Genomic DNA, 15,455 nt, shown 5'->3' on the forward strand with positions numbered 1-15,455 from the left:
TATGGAAGGTATTTTTGCAATATGGATTAGAGATATCACCCGTTTTTTCAGGGATCGTGCCCGTTTGATCGGCTCTTTTTCGATGCCCATTTTATTTCTGCTTATTTTTGGCGGAGGCATGAGCGGCACGATGGAGAGCTTGATTGGAAGCAGCATGCCCGATGCCGGAGATGATTTTCATTACCTGCAGTTTGTTTTTCCGGGGATTGTTTCGATGACTCTTTTGATGACTTCGATTTTTTCTTCATTATCTATTATTGAAGACAAGAACTTCGGCTATATGAAGGAAATACTCGTTTCTCCAATTTCAAGAGTAAGCATTGCAATCGGAAAAGTATTAAGCGCTTCTACGATTGCTACTTTTCAGGGAATCATGCTTTTTCTTCTCATCCCGTTTCTTGGGATTGATTACAGCCTCACTTCCCTGCTGCTTGTGATACCATTTATGTTTCTGCTCGCCTGCGCTCTGTCTTCATTTGGATTATTGATTGCAAGCTTTCTGCGTTCCACTCAGGGCTTTCAGCTCATTGTTCAGATTCTTGTTATGCCGATGATCTTTTTATCAGGTGCGCTGTTTCCTATTAACAATATGCCCGCCTGGATGGACGTCGTCGTCAAACTCAACCCGGTTACTTACGGTGTCGATGTGATGAAGAAAATAATGATAGATGTGGAGAACCTCTCCCCTATGATTCGGGAAGCGATGGGCCTCAACCTTCAGCTGTTCGGAACCACGCTTACCGTTGCGATGGAGATCGCATTTATTTTTGTTTTTACCGTCATTCTTATTCTATTAGCTACGTTAAGCTTTAGACGTGCCAATGCCTGATACCCTGCCCTATTTCTCGTATAAATAGATAATATATCTTCATTACTGTAAAAGCGGACCTCATCCAAAAAAGATGAAAGGCCCGCTTTTTTTATCCTTAGGTGAACATTTTTATTGCACATATGAATAATGATACAATTAATATACAAGCAGCGCATAAAAAATACAGTACTTATATACCAGGAGGTATTTTATATGAAAAAAATGACTGTTCACAGTTTCTTCATCTTATGTTTTCTTGTTATAGCAGCCTGTGGAGATGATGCTCTGCCGGAAGAGAACCTGCCGGAAGACATGCCAAACCCTGCAGAAGATGAACCTGAAGAGGTAGAAGTAGAGATTACTGAAGAAGATTGATGAACACTTTACTATATTGTAAATATATAATAAATTCCCTCTTTAACTAGTTTAGAGCAGCAATATTTATTTCCTCACCAAAAAGCACGGAGCTTATTTTTTATAAGCATCCGTGCTTTATTCTTTTCTATTGCGATGATTGTTAAATTGCTTGTAAAAATGGCGCCCTAGACAGGATTCGAACCTGTGACCTACAGCTTAGGAGGCTGTTGCTCTTCCTCTGAGCTACTAGGGCATAACTGCTTCTGTATTGCCTTTATGATTATGCGCTATTTTGAAATAACTGTAAACCGAACATATGTTCAATTTCTAAAATAAACGGACAGTGGTTATCGCATTCTGTTTATAGGGTATAGAGTAGTATTCTTTCATATAAAGGAGCGTGACGGAGTTGAATAAATCCCGGGGATACGATAGTTTAATGAACAGTACGTTTTTTGTTGCCTTTGCATCCGCTCTATTAACAAACCTGTTCCTGCATTACATTGTGGATTTGAACGTAAACTGGTTTTTGAATACGCTTGTATTTATCTTCTTCTTTCTTGTTTTCTTTTTCGTCATCAAATATATATACGTCACGTATTTCACGAAAAACCGAAGAAAATAAACAAAGCAGCCGTACTCCCCTTTCACATGGAGAGTACGGCTGCTTCTTTGTTTTATGATACAGCTTTTCTGTTTTGAATGTCGTTCTTTAATCTTTTGTTGTTGGTCGCGATAATGTAAACAACGAAGAATACAATAGCCGCTGCAATGATGGTACCGAGATTAAAGAATCCTTTTTCTCCGACCCATACTATAGAGTAGCCGATCGAACCTGCAATCAGCGCATAGTAGAAGAAAGGAAGCAGTGTTTTCCGGATAATTAATCCTTCTTTACCGACCAGTCCTACTACCGCACACGCGGCTACTACGTTATGCACACAGATCATGTTTCCGGCTGCCCCGCCGACAGCCTGCAGTGCAACCACCCAGTTTGGATTAACACCAATCTGCGTACCTACATTGTATTGGAATAAGGAGAACATCATATTACTTACCGTATTACTCCCAGCAATAAATGCCCCAAGTCCCCCTACAAAGGTTGCAAAGATCGGCCATAATTCTCCGGTAAGCGAAGCAACGCTGTTTGCCAGTACAACCGGCATTTCATCATATCCGGCGGTGCCTCCCGAAGAGTTCAGGAAGACCTGCACCATAGGGACTGTAAAAATGAGAGCTACAGAAGCGGCCAGCATCGTTTTTCCTGACTGCGCCCACGCCCTTGCGTAAGCCTGGGTGTTCATGCCATGAATGAAAAATGTAATCACCGATACAACGATAAACGTGAAGCCCGGTGAGTATAAAGGTTGAAAGCTTGCTGTTATGTCAGATCCAAATATACTTGGATACTCCAGCGTTAACGACTGAAGCATTCCTTGAAACGGAAGAAACGCCTGTCTGGATAAAACCAGGAATAATCCAATTAATACATATGGCGTCCAGGCTTTTACCATGCTCATGCTGCCACTTTTATGACCAATATCCTTAATTTCAATACTTCCAGTCCATTCCGGATCCCATTTGGATTTTTCGTCGAAATCCCAGATGTCATCACCTTTTGGCATAAGAAATCCTTTTTTGGAAGCTGTAATAACAATCAGAAGACCGACAAGTCCGCCAATCATGGACGGAAATTCAGGACCAAGCACATTCGCTACGATAACGTAGGGAACAGTCATTGCCAGAGAAGCAAATAACGCAAATTTCCATATTTTAATACCTTCGGCAAATGATTTGTTTTTTCCGAAAAATCTGGTCATGACTGCCACTACAAACAGCGGAATGAACAATCCGGCAATCGCATGAAGAATGGCTACTTGTCCGGCAATTTCCGTAGTAAGGGCAAGAAAGTTAGATGTGATGGATGCGTCTGCGGAAAGCCCTGTCTGTACGCCCACAAGCATCGGCGTTCCGGCTGCTCCAAAGGAAACCGGCGTACTTTGGATGATCATTCCGGCAACAACGGCTGCCATCGCTGGAAATCCAAGTCCTACCAGAAGCGGAACTGCCACTGCCGCCGGCGTTCCAAACCCTGCTGACCCTTCAATAAATGAGCCAAACAGCCAGGCAATGATAATAACCTGAACACGGCGGTCCGGCGAAATATCAGTAAAGCCCTGGCGGATCGTCCGCATCGCTCCGCTTTCCTGGAGGGTGTTTAATAGAAGAATGGCTCCAAAAATAATAAACAACAACGTTCCGGCTGTAATGAGACCGTTTAGAGAAGCAGCGGCAACTACATTTCCCGGTACCCCCCAGACAAATAATGCAAGCAGCACTGCTACAAGTAAAGACAGCGGCATCGCTTTACTTGCCGGCCACCTTAACCCGACAAGAAATATTCCTACAACTAAAATAGGAAGCAGCGACAGTAATGCTAATAAACCTGTGTTCATAGTGTTTCCCCCTTCGTAATCATTTTTATAAAAAATAGTATATAGTGCATTGTTTCTCAATAAGAAACTGCGTTTCTTTTTATAATAAAAGCATACAATGAAAGCGCTTTTATTACAATCAACATTTTTCTCTATTTTCTGTAAATTCTGTCATACTCTACTTCTTTTTTTATCGTAATATTCTCCCCGACAAATAGATATGGATGAGTATACAAATTTAAGCGCTTACAAATTGTATATATATATAAACTAAAAAAGCCGGGAACCTAAAGCATTCCGACAAGTCCTATATCGCTTTAATATATCCCAATCTTGAAGAAATTCGATTCGTTACTTCTATTAGGAGCGGGCTGACTTTTTGAATACGTTCTTTAGACATTCGGATGGAAGGGCCGGAAATACTGACTGCCCCTGTAATCCGTTTTTTATTATCAAACACCGGCGCTGCAATGCACGTAATACCGAGCTCATTTTCCTGCTCTTCCACTGCGTACCCCCTGTTTCTGACTGTTTCCAGTTCTTTTAACAGCGCTGCTTTATCAGTAATAGTGTAGGACGTGTGCGGAGCCATTCCCTGCACCTGAAGCACATGATCCACTTCTTCAGAAGACAAATGGGCCAGAATCATTTTCCCCACACTGGTACAATGAGCCGGAGCCCGCCTCCCTACTTTTGAATGCATACGGAGGGTTTCGTACCCTTCCAGCTTGTCGATATATACCATCTGCCCTTGGTCCATCACCACAAGGTGAATCACTTCATTTGTCTCTTCTTCCAGTTCCTGAAGAAATGGACGGGCCTGCGTACGGATATCCATTGAGTCCAGAAGAAGAGAACTCAGCTCCAGGTATTTGTAGCCCAGCTTGTATTTCTTCGTCGTTCTGTCCTGTTCTACATAACCGTGCTCCACCAGAGTAGTAAGGATTTTGAAAGCCGCACTCTTCGTAACTTCCACCTCCTCTGCTAAGCCGGTTACCCCTATCCCTTCTTTATATCTGCTGATGATAGATATCATTCGTAGTGCGCGGTCCACCGACTTAACCATGGGAAGAGCCTCCTCTTATGGCAGCGTTTTGGGTTTAGTATAGCATAAGCTTTCGGTTTTAAAATAAATACCTTTTCAGCACGTCATACCACATGCTGTACCCTGTATCATTTGGATGAATTCCGTCTTCAAGAATGTCTTCAATGTTATACCCCTGCTCCTGCCGCTGCGCTTCTATTTCTGTATAGCTGTCTACATAATTCCAGTTATTTTCTATAATATAATCCTGTGTCTCTGTTAAATAATCTAAATATGTATTGCCTCTAATATTAGCTGAGGATGTTTCGAGCGGGTTGGGAGACATAACAACAATCTCTGCATCCGGCAGCTCTGTTTCCAGTTGTTTCATTAAGGTATCAATGGAATCGATCGTTGTATCGAGAGCTTCCCCCTGCCGGTAACTGTTAATCACACTTGTTTCAAATACAATAAAATCCGGTCTGGCCTGAATCATATTGTCTACTACACCTTCTTCAAGCAGGTCTTTCGCTTTGTACCCATTCATTCCAAAATTACCAAATGTAATTGTCGTTTCCTGCAGTTCTTCTCTTGATTCCAGATCGCTTTTCAGCAGCCCGGCCCAGCTGGTTGCAGCGGAACTTGCCCCCATTCCTCTGGCCACACTGCTGCCGATTACAGCGACCCGCAGTTCTCCATTTTCCTGTGCCTGTTGTTCAAAATAATCCATATAATCCCCTCTTTGGGTTTCTTCTTCTGCAAGCTGGTCTTCCTGCTGTCTCTGCTCTTCCGGATCGCCTTTGTAGACCAGATGGTAGAGGGAATATGCCCCTGCGGCAAGCAGCAGCAGGGCTGTTAAAGCTATCCATCTTTTTTTTAACACTATCGTTACTCCTTTATTTTTTCTGTGTTCTTTCCTGCGCTGTTATCTTTTCCCCTGATAGGGAATAGAGGAAATACTGTGTTCATTACGCTATTGGTACATGCTATTACATTCATAAAAATATTTCCACTATAATCCTTAAAGGAGTTTTTACGATGATTATTCGTATTGGTTATGTCTCGCAGGCGCTTCATCTGTGGGAGGCGACCCCCGCAAGCACCGTGACACTTTCCCGTTGGAAAGCCTGGTCCCCTGCTGAAAGAAAAGATAAACTGCATCAGGCTGTCGAAAAAAATTTAACAAATACCATCCGTATGCTTCATTATAACGCAGCTCAGGAAATCAAGCTGTATCGTTTTTCCTCTTCGCTTGTGCCTCTTGCCACCCATAAAGAGGCAGCCTGGGATTACATCACACCGTTCAAAGATCTGTATAAAGAAATCGGCACCCTTGTAAAAAAACACGACATCCGTCCGAGCTTTCATCCCAATCAATTTACACTGTTTACAAGCGATAAACCGGAAGTAACGGAAAACGCTGTAAAAGACATGGAATATCACTATGAAATGACCAAAGCGATGGGAATAGAAAAAGACACCTACATTAACCTTCACGTTGGCGGAGCATATGGAAATAAAAAAGCCGCCGTTGAACGGTTTCATGAAAATATTAAAAGCCTTCCCTTGCCTATCAAAAAGCAGATGACGCTTGAAAACGACGATAAAACGTATACCACATCCGAAGTACTTGATATCTGCGAGAAAGAAGGCATTCCTCTAATGTTTGATTACCATCACTTTGCTGCCAATCACAGCGATGATGAAAAATTGAGCACGCTTCTTCCACGCTTTTTCAACACCTGGGACAGGACCGGCCTCCCTCCCAAAATTCATGCCTCTTCTCCGAAAACGGAAAAAGAATTCCGCAGTCATGCGGATTACGTGGATTCGACGTTTCTCGACCCAATGATGAAAGAGCTCCGGAAATTAAATACGTCCGTCGATTTTATGGTCGAAGCCAAAGCAAAAGACCGGGCTGCCCTCCAGCTGGCAGAGGATCTATCTGCAGTCAGAGGGGTCAAGCGGATCGCTGCTGCCACTCTTAAGCTCTGAAAACAGCAAGCCTTGAGCCACCTTATAAAAGGGTGGCCTTTTTATTGACTAAAAGAAGTTTATGGGGTAAACTTCTTTTAGTTTAGGGGGTATACTACTATGAACCAAAAGCTTCAGCGGGCAACCGAATTATTCAGTGATGTCATGGTCTACGGAAAAAATAAAGTATACGAGCACATTAATTATGAAATCCAGGGGGAATTTTCCATTGAGCAGATGAAAGTGCTCGAACTTCTTCATACCCATCATTCGTTAACGTCGAAAGAACTGCAGTCGATGCTTGGCATCCATAAGAGTGCCATCTCCAACCGCTTGAAAAAGCTGAGCGACCGGGGCGATATTGTATTGATTCAAGAAGACAAAGACCAGCGCGTCAAGCACGTTAAGCTGACGGAGCAGGGAACAGAAGCCTACGTTGAAATATCCGCGCAGGTAGATGAATACTTAAGTCACCTGCTCGGTGACATTAAAGACGAAGAGCTCGACCAGCTTATTGCTACTTTCGAAAAAGTAAAAGATATTTTCCAAAAAAACTAATCTACTATCTAAAGGGGTCTATCCATGCGTACTATATTGAAATTCAGATGGCTTATTGCCTCTCTTTTACTCATTATTACAGTGGTATCTGTCTTTATATCACCGAGTTTAACGGACATCGCTGGAGAACAGGATGGGTTCCAGCTTCCTTCTGACATGAGTTCTCAGATTGCAGGCGATGTGCTGGAAGCCCAGGGAGAAAGCGGCGAAACCATCAGTATCGTCCTTGAATGGGAAGAGGCCATAACCGGGCAGCAGGAAGAAGAGCTGGCCCAGTACATTGCAGATATTCAAAACGAGGAGCTGGTGGCGCACATCAGCAGCGTAACTGATCCTTTGGAAAGTGAAAACACACGGGAACAGCTCGTTTCTGAAGACGAAAATGTCGTACTTATTCCGATCGGCATTGATGGAGGAAGCGATGAGTCCATCGCTGCTTCTGATGATATAGAGGAGCTGACTACTCCTGCAGGAACCAATTCCTACATCACCGGCAACTCTATTATCAGTCATGAAATAGACGAACAGACGCAGGAGGGTCTTGAACGCACGGAAGTTATTACCGTGCTGCTTATTCTAACGCTGCTCGTGCTTGTTTTCCGGTCGCTTGTGGCCCCGCTTATTCCGCTGTTCTCTGTTGCCATTGCTTTTCTATTAAGTCAGTCAGTTGTTGGATTTTTAGGAGAGTGGTTTGGTTTTCCGGTAACAACCTATACACAGGTATTTCTCGTTGCCGTGCTGTTTGGTATAGGAACCGACTATTGTATTCTGCTTCTCAGCCGGTACCGTGAAGAGCTGGCATCTGGTAAGGACACACATGAAGCGATTATCCACACATACAAAACTGCCGGAAAGACGTTGTTTTTCAGCGGGCTCGCGGTTTTTGTCGGCTTTGCAGCTTTAGGATTTGCTGAATTTGCCATGTACCAGGCTACCGTCAGTGTAGCGATCGGTGTCTTTATATTAGTACTTGTTCTTTATCTGCTGCTTCCCTTTTTCATGGCAGTTTTAAAAGAAAAACTGTTCTGGCCATCTAAAAAACCGGCCTCCCACAGCCATAACAAGCTCTGGAAGCAGCTTGGCAGACTCTCTATTTTCCGGCCCGTGCTTTCGCTGCTCATTGTAGCGGCGATTACGCTTCCCTTTATTTTAACGTATGACAACAATACTTCTTATAATAATACAGACGAAATCAGCGGCGGTACACAGTCGCTGGACGGACTTGAAGTGATTGCGGACGCCTTTGGGGAAGGCCAGGCACTGCCTCTTGAAATTATTATTGATGGAGAAGACAACCTGATCAATGAAGAAACGATGGCCTACACAGAGGCGTTATCTGCCGCGATTGCGGAATCCGATGACGTCTCAGAGGTTCGGAGCGTGACGCGTCCGGCCGGCTCCATTATTGATGAGCTGTATGTTGATACCCAGATGGTAACCGTATCGGAAGGACTTCGGGAAGCCCGTGACGGCCTCTCCGATATTGAAGAAGGCTTGACTGACGCAGACAGCGGCTTTGATGAAACGAGCTCAGGTGCTTCGGACATAGAAGCCGGACTCGGCGAACTTGAAAGCGGCCTGTCCGAACTCGACGCAGGCTTTACCGAAGTAAACAGCGGCTTGAATGAAATTACAGCCAGCCTCGGCGACGTGCAGTCCGGGGCAGAAGAACTCGAAGCCGGACTGGAAAGCATTGAAGCCGGACTTCCGGAAGGCCGGGAAGCAGCCGGCGGCTCCCTCGATGAACCGGTAGCAGCCTTAAACGAGATCAATGAGCAGCTTGCTGCCATACCAGGCCAGCTCCAGCAGGCTCAATCGCCGGAGGAAATTAGCGCTGTCGCTCAACAGACAGCTGCGCTTCAGGCTGCACTGGCCGAAGTGGAAGCCGGACTTGCTGAAGGAAATGAACAGCTTACCGCCCAGCAGGAACAGGCTTCCGGACAGCTGGATGCGTTAAGTGACGGAATCAATGAACTAACGGCAGGAGCCGGTGAACTCTCTGCAGCGTTAGGCGAAATTCAAGCCGGCCTGGAAGAGGTTACAGCTGCAAATGAACAGCTCGCAGACGGCACAGCAGAACTTGAGGAAGGAGCCGGTACACTCGAAGAAGGATCCGGTGGATTGGTTTCCGGGATCGAGCAGCTTCAGGACGGCATAGCGCAGGCCAATAGCGGACTCGGCGAAGTGAATACCGGGCTCGAAGAAGCCGAGGCGTTCACACAGGATATCTCTGAAGCGTCTTATGTTAGAGGAACCGGCGTGTTCGTACCGGAAGAATTCCTCGATAACGATGATTTTCAGGAGTCCCTCGACACCTATATTTTTGATTCCGAGGAAGGCATGACCTTGAGTGTCAGCCTTACTGATGACCCTTACTCACTGGAAGCTATTGAAGCAACTGAAGAAATTAAGCAGCTGGTCAGTCAGCAGGTGCAGGGGACACCATTTGAGGATGCCTCTATTTCCTACAGCGGCGTTTCAAGCTCCAATGCGGATCTGGAGGAAATTTCAAGCGCAGACTTTACCCACACCATTACGATTATTCTAATTGGACTGTTTGTGGTGCTTACCATTTTACTGCGCTCTTTATTTAAACCAATTGTTATACTTGGAGCTCTCCTGCTCACTTACTATACGTCAATGGGGATTACAGAAATGATATTCGTCAACGCCCTTGGCTACCCGGGCATTATGTGGCCCGTTCACTTTTTTACTTTCATTATGCTTATTGCCCTCGGCGTAGATTACTCTATCTTTCTTTTTGACAGGTATCAGGAAGAAGCCGGTCTTGGCGTCCGTGAAGGCATGATGCAGGCAATGATTAAAATGGGAACTGTTATTATTACAGCCGTTATTATTTTGTGCGGTACGTTCGGAGCGATGATTCCATCCGGCGTCTTAACCCTGATGCAGGTTGGTACCGGTGTTGTTACAGGGCTTCTGCTGTTCGGTTTGATTATACTTCCTCTTCTCGTCACTGCGATTATCAGCCTGGAAGAACCGAAAAAGCTTAAGTCGAAAAAAGAATAAACAGCTGTACCCCGGCCTTTCTTTATAGAAGGCCGGGGTTTTTATATGTCCATTGTCATCTTCTGTTTTTTCCTATATACTCTGTTGTTATATTCTGAATACAGAGGAGGTCTATTATGAATGAACCGGCACACCACCCTAAAAAAAGATGGGAAATGCCTGATACATATGTGATCTTATTTGGCGTGCTGCTGTTTGCTTTTCTTTTAACCTACCTGCTTCCTTCCGGTTCCTTTGAACGGGAAACCGTCGATGGCGTCGAGCGGGTCGTACCGGGAACTTTTTCTTTCAGCGAAGCCGGAAGTGTAGGTATTATGGACTTTTTCTATGCGATACAGATGGGAATGGTCGAATCAGCTGACATTATTTTCATGGTACTCTTCACCGGTGGTGCTTTTGAAATCATTGAACGCTCCGGCGCTCTGCGCGGAGGAATCAACCGTGCGGTTTCTCTCACCCAGGGAAAAGAATTCTGGATGATTGCTTCTATTTGTACGATTTTTGCGCTCGGAGGAGCGGTGGGCGCGGTAGCAAACGCCGTCATCGCTTTTGTCGTAATCGGCGTTATTATTGCACGTACATTAAAGCTTGACCCTATCGTTGCCGTTGCTATTACGTTCGGCGCTAATTTCGCCGGATTTAATGTAGGTTTTATTAACCCGTATACGCTTGGCATTGCCCAGGATATTGCCGACCTGCCGCTGTTTTCCGGCTTGCTGCTCCGCATCATTGTTTTTGTATTGATTTTATCCGTGACTATTTTCTACATATGGCGGTACACGAAACGAATTCTTAAAGACCCTTCCAAAAGTTTAATGAATGTATATGAAGAAGAAGAAACGGAAGGGCTGGAAGCTCCCTTCACACGTCGTCATAAAGCGATGCTCTTCTTTATCGGAGCGGCCCTTATTTTCTTTGTCTATGGTTCAATTCAACTTGGCTGGACAATTGACCATATGGCTGCATTTTTCGTCTTTCTCGGGCTGAGCTGCGGTATTATCGCTGGCATGCACTATAATACGATTGCCATCACCTTTTTACAGGGGGTCCAGAAGCTTGCCTACGGTGCTCTTGTCGTCGGACTGGCACGTGCTATTATCGTTATGCTTGAAGAAGGTACCGTGCTTGATACGATCGTGTACGGCCTCGCTGTACCGTTGGAGAACCTGCCACCTGTTCTTGCGGCGCTTGGTATGTTCGGTGCGAACGGGGTGCTCAATTTTCTCGTGAATTCCGGAAGCGGCCAGGCTATGATTGCTATGCCGATGCTTGTGCCTCTTGCAGATATGATTGGCGTGACCCGCCAGGTGGCTGTACAAGCCTTTCAATTTGGAGACGGCCTGACTAACATTATCTTCCCTACTTCGGGCATCTTAATGGCAAGCCTGGCCGTAGCAGGCGTTCCCTGGACCACATGGGCACGATGGGTTTTTCCTCTATTTTGTATTTGGGCCGGGATAGCAGTGATCACGTTAACCGTCGGCGTTCTGATCGGATGGGGACCTTTTTAACTTTTCCGCAAAACAAGGAGGACACATGAAAATATATACAGTAGATGCTTTTACAGACAAACCTTTTTCCGGGAATCCGGCAGCTGTCTGTCTGCTTGAGCAGCCGGCCGAAGAAGCCTGCATGCAGAATATTGCTATGGAAATGAACTTATCAGAAACCGCTTTTCTCGTTAAAGAGAAGCCCTTCTATTATCAGCTCCGTTGGTTCACCCCTTCGTCGGAAGTTGATTTGTGCGGACATGCGACGCTCGCCTCTGCTCATATTTTATGGGAGAAGGCTTCGGTTCCTGCTGAGGAGACACTGCATTTCCAAACGAAAAGCGGACGGCTGTCTGCCACTTACAACGAGGGCCGGATTATCCTTGATTTTCCGGTAGAAACCCCTTCTGCCTGCCCGGTTCCCGAGACTTTGGCCGAAAGTTTGGCCGTTCCTATTGTAAGTATAGAAAAAAACAGACTGGAATATATCGTGGAAACGACCGATGAAGAAACCGTTCTTCAGGCGGAACCCGATATCCGGCGGTTTCTGGAACTGGATACACGCGGCGTTATTTTAACAGCCAAAGGCAGCCGGCAGGAATGCGATTTTGTTTCCCGCTGTTTTTATCCAGCGCTCGGCATAGAAGAGGATCCTGTCACCGGCTCCGCCCACTGCGGTCTGGCTCCTTTCTGGGAAAAGCGCCTGCATCAATCCTCTTTTTCAGCCAGACAGGCGTCCAGACGCGGAGGCGACTTATTCGTTTCTATAAAAAAAGACCGATGTCTGATCGGCGGTTCGGCCGTTACTGTATTAGAAAGCACACTCTTTTCCTAATTAAAAAAGCTTTCTCTGTTTAAAGCAGAGAAGGCTTTTTCTACGGAACTATTTGACTATTTTCCGCTTTCACTTAAAACTCTTTTATATGCTCTCCTCTTCCGGAAAACCCCTGTTAACCGGGATTTTATGGTACAATAGAGTCAGCATATACACTGAATTTCGGGAGGTTTTCCATGTCAGTCGTCGAGAAAAATAAGGCATTTGATAATGCTCTTGCCTCCATGGAAATGGAAGGATTCACTTATTCTGCTCATGAAATGAAAATCGCCGAAGATTTCTGCAGAGGGCATATTTCCCGGGAAGAAATCCTGCAGATGATCAAAGAAAAGAAAGCTTAACCGATGACAAAACAAACATATATGTATCCCGGCACTAACGTTCTCAGGAACAAGCTGCACATACAAAATAAAGAAGAACTTGAGCAGGCAGAAAAATATTTTACACTTAAGCGAATGGTAGAGCTTTATAACAGCAGGCGGGTTTCCGGTTCCTTTAATCGGGAGCATATTCAAGCCGTCCACTATCATATTTTTCAGGATCTATACGAGTGGGCCGGCGAATGGCGAACCGTACAGATTCAAAAAGGCTCTACCAATTTCCTGGCCACGTCTTTTCTTCATATCGGGCTGAGTGATCTGGAAAAACGCCTGCTTAAGCTTAATGCACGGGGATTTAAGACGAAAGAAGCGTTCTCTGAAGCGGCAGCTGTGATTTACACCGACCTGAATTATATTCACCCCTTCCGGGAGGGAAACGGCCGGACCCAGCGTGAATTCATCCGCCAGCTCGCTTTGTATCATGGATTTGAAATGGACTATATTGATGAACGCCGCGAAAAGCTGTTCGAAGCAAGTGTAGTCGACGATTACACGATGGCAAAAGAAGCGCTGTTGGCTATTATTAAAAACAATACCGTGGATATCGCTTTAAAAGAAAGAGTACGCTATGACGACGAAGAAGACAGCTGACAAGCTGCTCTCTTTTTTACAATATAAACAACAGCCGCTTATATGAAAGCGGCTGTTGTTTTCTTATTTTTTGGCTAAATAAAAACCGATGTTATGCAGGGCCTGTTCAAGTGTTCCTACTACTATCGTCTCCTTGAGATCCTTCTTTACATCCATCGCGATGGCTTTAATCGCAAGGTCCGGACGGATTCCTGTTAATATAGGCTCAACGCCAATCAGATCAAGAATTTTGATAATTTTCAGCAGGTAGGCTCCCACTTCATTATTTATGTTCAAAATACCCGAAAGATCAATAATAAGATAATCGAGCTTGTATTCCTGGCTTTTTGTCAAAGCGGTATGAATAATGCTGTCTGCCCGTTTTTCATTCACATCGCCGATAATAGGCAGGACCGCCACCCCTTTTGTAATGGGCACAAGCGGCGCAGAAAGACTTAAAACCTGCTCATGGGCTCTTTCAATTTCAATAACATGTGTCAACAGGGCAGCCATTGCTTTAAACAATTCCCTGTGCTTATCTGTGAACTCAAACTGTTTCGTATCAATACCGCAGATGGTACCGTAATTTTCCCCGTCCCCGTAATACACAGGGACGCCGATGAAAGAACCTCCACCCAGCTGCTTTGTGACTTCCAGCTGTTTTGTGGACTCATGAGCATTCAAATCTTCGATCACAAAAACATCGGAGCCCCGCTGCACACTTAAATAACAGAAAGTTTCCTTAAAAGGAGAAATATCTCCTTCTATAAGAAGCGGCGAATCCACATTCAGCACTTTCACCATCTCATTGTGGCTGCCGTCATTTTTAGCGATAAATAACGTGTTGATATCTATAAATTCACTCATTAACTGCAAAATATTGGCTGTTGCTTCTTCAAATGTTTGAAGAATCGGTGCAGGCTGCTTTGATTCCATATTTAATAGCATAAGAGGTACCTTTCTGTTTATTGGGATAACTATACATTATTTACTTCATCTATTTTACTATAATTAGTATAATTTGTAATACATAACCTCTCAGCCCATTACGTACGGGAAGAAGGATCATAATTTCCCGGAAGCTGCACCTGATATTTTTCTTTCAAACGCTTGTTGCTGTCTACATACTTTTCTTTAAGCATTTTATGGAGGCTTTCCGGCAGCTGATAGCGCTTGTAGTGAAGCTTGAAGCTTGCTTTGCTTTGGAGAACCCGTCTCGGGGAGACTTTACCCACAATAGGCAAACGACGGATAGGAATTTTCCCACTAGGGTTCAGGTTGGTTTTAAACAGATAATTCAGGCGTCTTCCTATTTTGGCCTGTGCTGCACCAAAGCTTCGATTTACCTGGGTGTTGGAATAATTAGGTACCGCAGCTTCCCCCATGTATTCGAGCAGTTCCAGAAGCCCCTTGTTGATATCCTCATTAAATGTTTCATACACCATACAGTAATAGCTGTCTTTGCCAAAAATGTCTTCTACCATTTCCAGGTAGCGGTCATAATAAAAATGATCAAGCACGCCAAATTCCTGCATCTCTTTAAAATAGGCTTCCGGCTTTTGCGTTCCTCCTTGATGAATATACTGAAGATATAAAGATGTAACCAGCTTTACCTGCTCACGAATTCCAATAATAATGCGTACTTCATAAGCGTCCGCCGGAAATACACGTCTTAAATCCTTTAGTATCGACTGCTGCTGCTTGGACCGTTTCTGGGAGAACGGACTGCCTGAGAGCCCCTCGTATGAAATCAACAGCGGGATGCCCTCATCCCATTTATCAAAACGACCCCGGATCAGTTCGATGTTGCCATCTGTTAAAGATTTCAGGCGGATATCGTAAAGTGTTTCACTAATGTGCTTATTTTTAATATGAGTGACCTTCTGCATCTTCGGATAAATACGGCGCTGCAGAAAAGTCGTTGCCGTTTTATGAAAACCTACATGTATGTATACTTTTTTCATGATTTTAACCCCTGTGTAAATAATAAT

15 protein-coding genes and 1 tRNA gene are annotated in these 15,455 nt (G+C 44.7%); 10 read left to right on the top strand and 6 right to left on the bottom strand.

Features of this window, described 5'->3' with window-relative positions; genetic code table 11:
* Nucleotide 1 precedes the first annotated feature (1 nt).
* Entirely contained in the window at nt 2–829 is an 828-nt protein-coding gene (locus tag AC5W2J_RS13305) for an ABC transporter permease (protein WP_496059942.1), read from the top strand.
* A gap of 195 nt (nt 830–1,024) precedes the next feature.
* Nucleotides 1,025–1,186: a hypothetical protein gene (locus AC5W2J_RS13310; RefSeq protein ID WP_496059943.1), complete on the top strand. Its 162-nt coding sequence runs from the start codon at nt 1,025–1,027 to the stop codon at nt 1,184–1,186.
* A 160-nt stretch (nt 1,187–1,346) separates the two neighbouring features.
* Here the strand turns inward: AC5W2J_RS13310 and AC5W2J_RS13315 are convergent.
* Nucleotides 1,347–1,421 (bottom strand) — tRNA-Arg (locus AC5W2J_RS13315).
* A gap of 156 nt (nt 1,422–1,577) precedes the next feature.
* Between AC5W2J_RS13315 and AC5W2J_RS13320 the strand changes: the two genes are divergently transcribed.
* Nucleotides 1,578–1,793, top strand: a complete 216-nt coding sequence (locus AC5W2J_RS13320) for a hypothetical protein (RefSeq protein ID WP_496059944.1) — start codon at nt 1,578–1,580, stop codon at nt 1,791–1,793.
* Between the two features lie 52 nt (nt 1,794–1,845).
* Here the strand turns inward: AC5W2J_RS13320 and AC5W2J_RS13325 are convergent, their stop codons facing one another.
* From AC5W2J_RS13325 to AC5W2J_RS13335, 3 genes are all read right to left on the bottom strand, one after another.
* Nucleotides 1,846–3,624, bottom strand: coding sequence for an L-lactate permease (locus AC5W2J_RS13325; protein WP_496059945.1), 1,779 nt, complete (start codon nt 3,622–3,624; stop codon nt 1,846–1,848).
* Between the two features lie 286 nt (nt 3,625–3,910).
* Nucleotides 3,911–4,669: an IclR family transcriptional regulator gene (locus tag AC5W2J_RS13330; RefSeq protein ID WP_496059946.1), complete on the bottom strand. Its 759-nt coding sequence runs from the start codon at nt 4,667–4,669 to the stop codon at nt 3,911–3,913.
* A 58-nt stretch (nt 4,670–4,727) separates the two neighbouring features.
* Nucleotides 4,728–5,510, bottom strand: coding sequence for an SGNH/GDSL hydrolase family protein (locus AC5W2J_RS13335; RefSeq protein ID WP_496059947.1), 783 nt, complete (start codon nt 5,508–5,510; stop codon nt 4,728–4,730).
* 155 nt (nt 5,511–5,665) lie between these two features.
* Here AC5W2J_RS13335 and uvsE point away from each other — a divergent pair, with 155 nt between their 5' ends.
* From uvsE to AC5W2J_RS13370, 7 genes are all read left to right on the top strand, one after another.
* Nucleotides 5,666–6,622: a UV DNA damage repair endonuclease UvsE gene (uvsE, locus tag AC5W2J_RS13340; RefSeq protein WP_496059948.1), complete on the top strand. Its 957-nt coding sequence runs from the start codon at nt 5,666–5,668 to the stop codon at nt 6,620–6,622.
* A gap of 99 nt (nt 6,623–6,721) precedes the next feature.
* A complete protein-coding gene (locus tag AC5W2J_RS13345; RefSeq protein WP_496059949.1) occupies nt 6,722–7,159 on the top strand; it encodes a MarR family winged helix-turn-helix transcriptional regulator in 438 nt (145 codons plus the stop codon).
* A gap of 24 nt (nt 7,160–7,183) precedes the next feature.
* Nucleotides 7,184–10,189, top strand: coding sequence for an MMPL family transporter (locus tag AC5W2J_RS13350; RefSeq protein WP_496059950.1), 3,006 nt, complete (start codon nt 7,184–7,186; stop codon nt 10,187–10,189).
* Between the two features lie 116 nt (nt 10,190–10,305).
* Nucleotides 10,306–11,700: a YfcC family protein gene (locus AC5W2J_RS13355; RefSeq protein WP_496059951.1), complete on the top strand. Its 1,395-nt coding sequence runs from the start codon at nt 10,306–10,308 to the stop codon at nt 11,698–11,700.
* Between the two features lie 25 nt (nt 11,701–11,725).
* On the top strand, nt 11,726–12,514 hold the full coding sequence (locus AC5W2J_RS13360) for a PhzF family phenazine biosynthesis protein (RefSeq protein WP_496059952.1): 789 nt from the start codon (nt 11,726–11,728) through the stop codon (nt 12,512–12,514).
* A 176-nt stretch (nt 12,515–12,690) separates the two neighbouring features.
* Nucleotides 12,691–12,855: an antitoxin VbhA family protein gene (locus tag AC5W2J_RS13365; protein WP_170146882.1), complete on the top strand. Its 165-nt coding sequence runs from the start codon at nt 12,691–12,693 to the stop codon at nt 12,853–12,855.
* 3 nt (nt 12,856–12,858) lie between these two features.
* Entirely contained in the window at nt 12,859–13,485 is a 627-nt protein-coding gene (locus AC5W2J_RS13370; protein WP_496059953.1) for a Fic/DOC family protein, read from the top strand.
* Nucleotides 13,486–13,548: 63 nt separating this feature from the next.
* Here AC5W2J_RS13370 and AC5W2J_RS13375 read toward each other — a convergent pair whose 3' ends face one another.
* Complete coding sequence (locus AC5W2J_RS13375) at nt 13,549–14,400, bottom strand: GAF domain-containing protein (RefSeq protein WP_496059954.1); 852 nt, start codon at nt 14,398–14,400, stop codon at nt 13,549–13,551.
* A gap of 110 nt (nt 14,401–14,510) precedes the next feature.
* Nucleotides 14,511–15,428, bottom strand: a complete 918-nt coding sequence (locus AC5W2J_RS13380; RefSeq protein WP_496059955.1) for a sulfotransferase domain-containing protein — start codon at nt 15,426–15,428, stop codon at nt 14,511–14,513.
* Between the last annotated feature and the right edge of the window lie 27 nt (nt 15,429–15,455).

The sequence above is a fragment of the Sinobaca sp. SA16-1 genome, assembly GCF_059510515.1.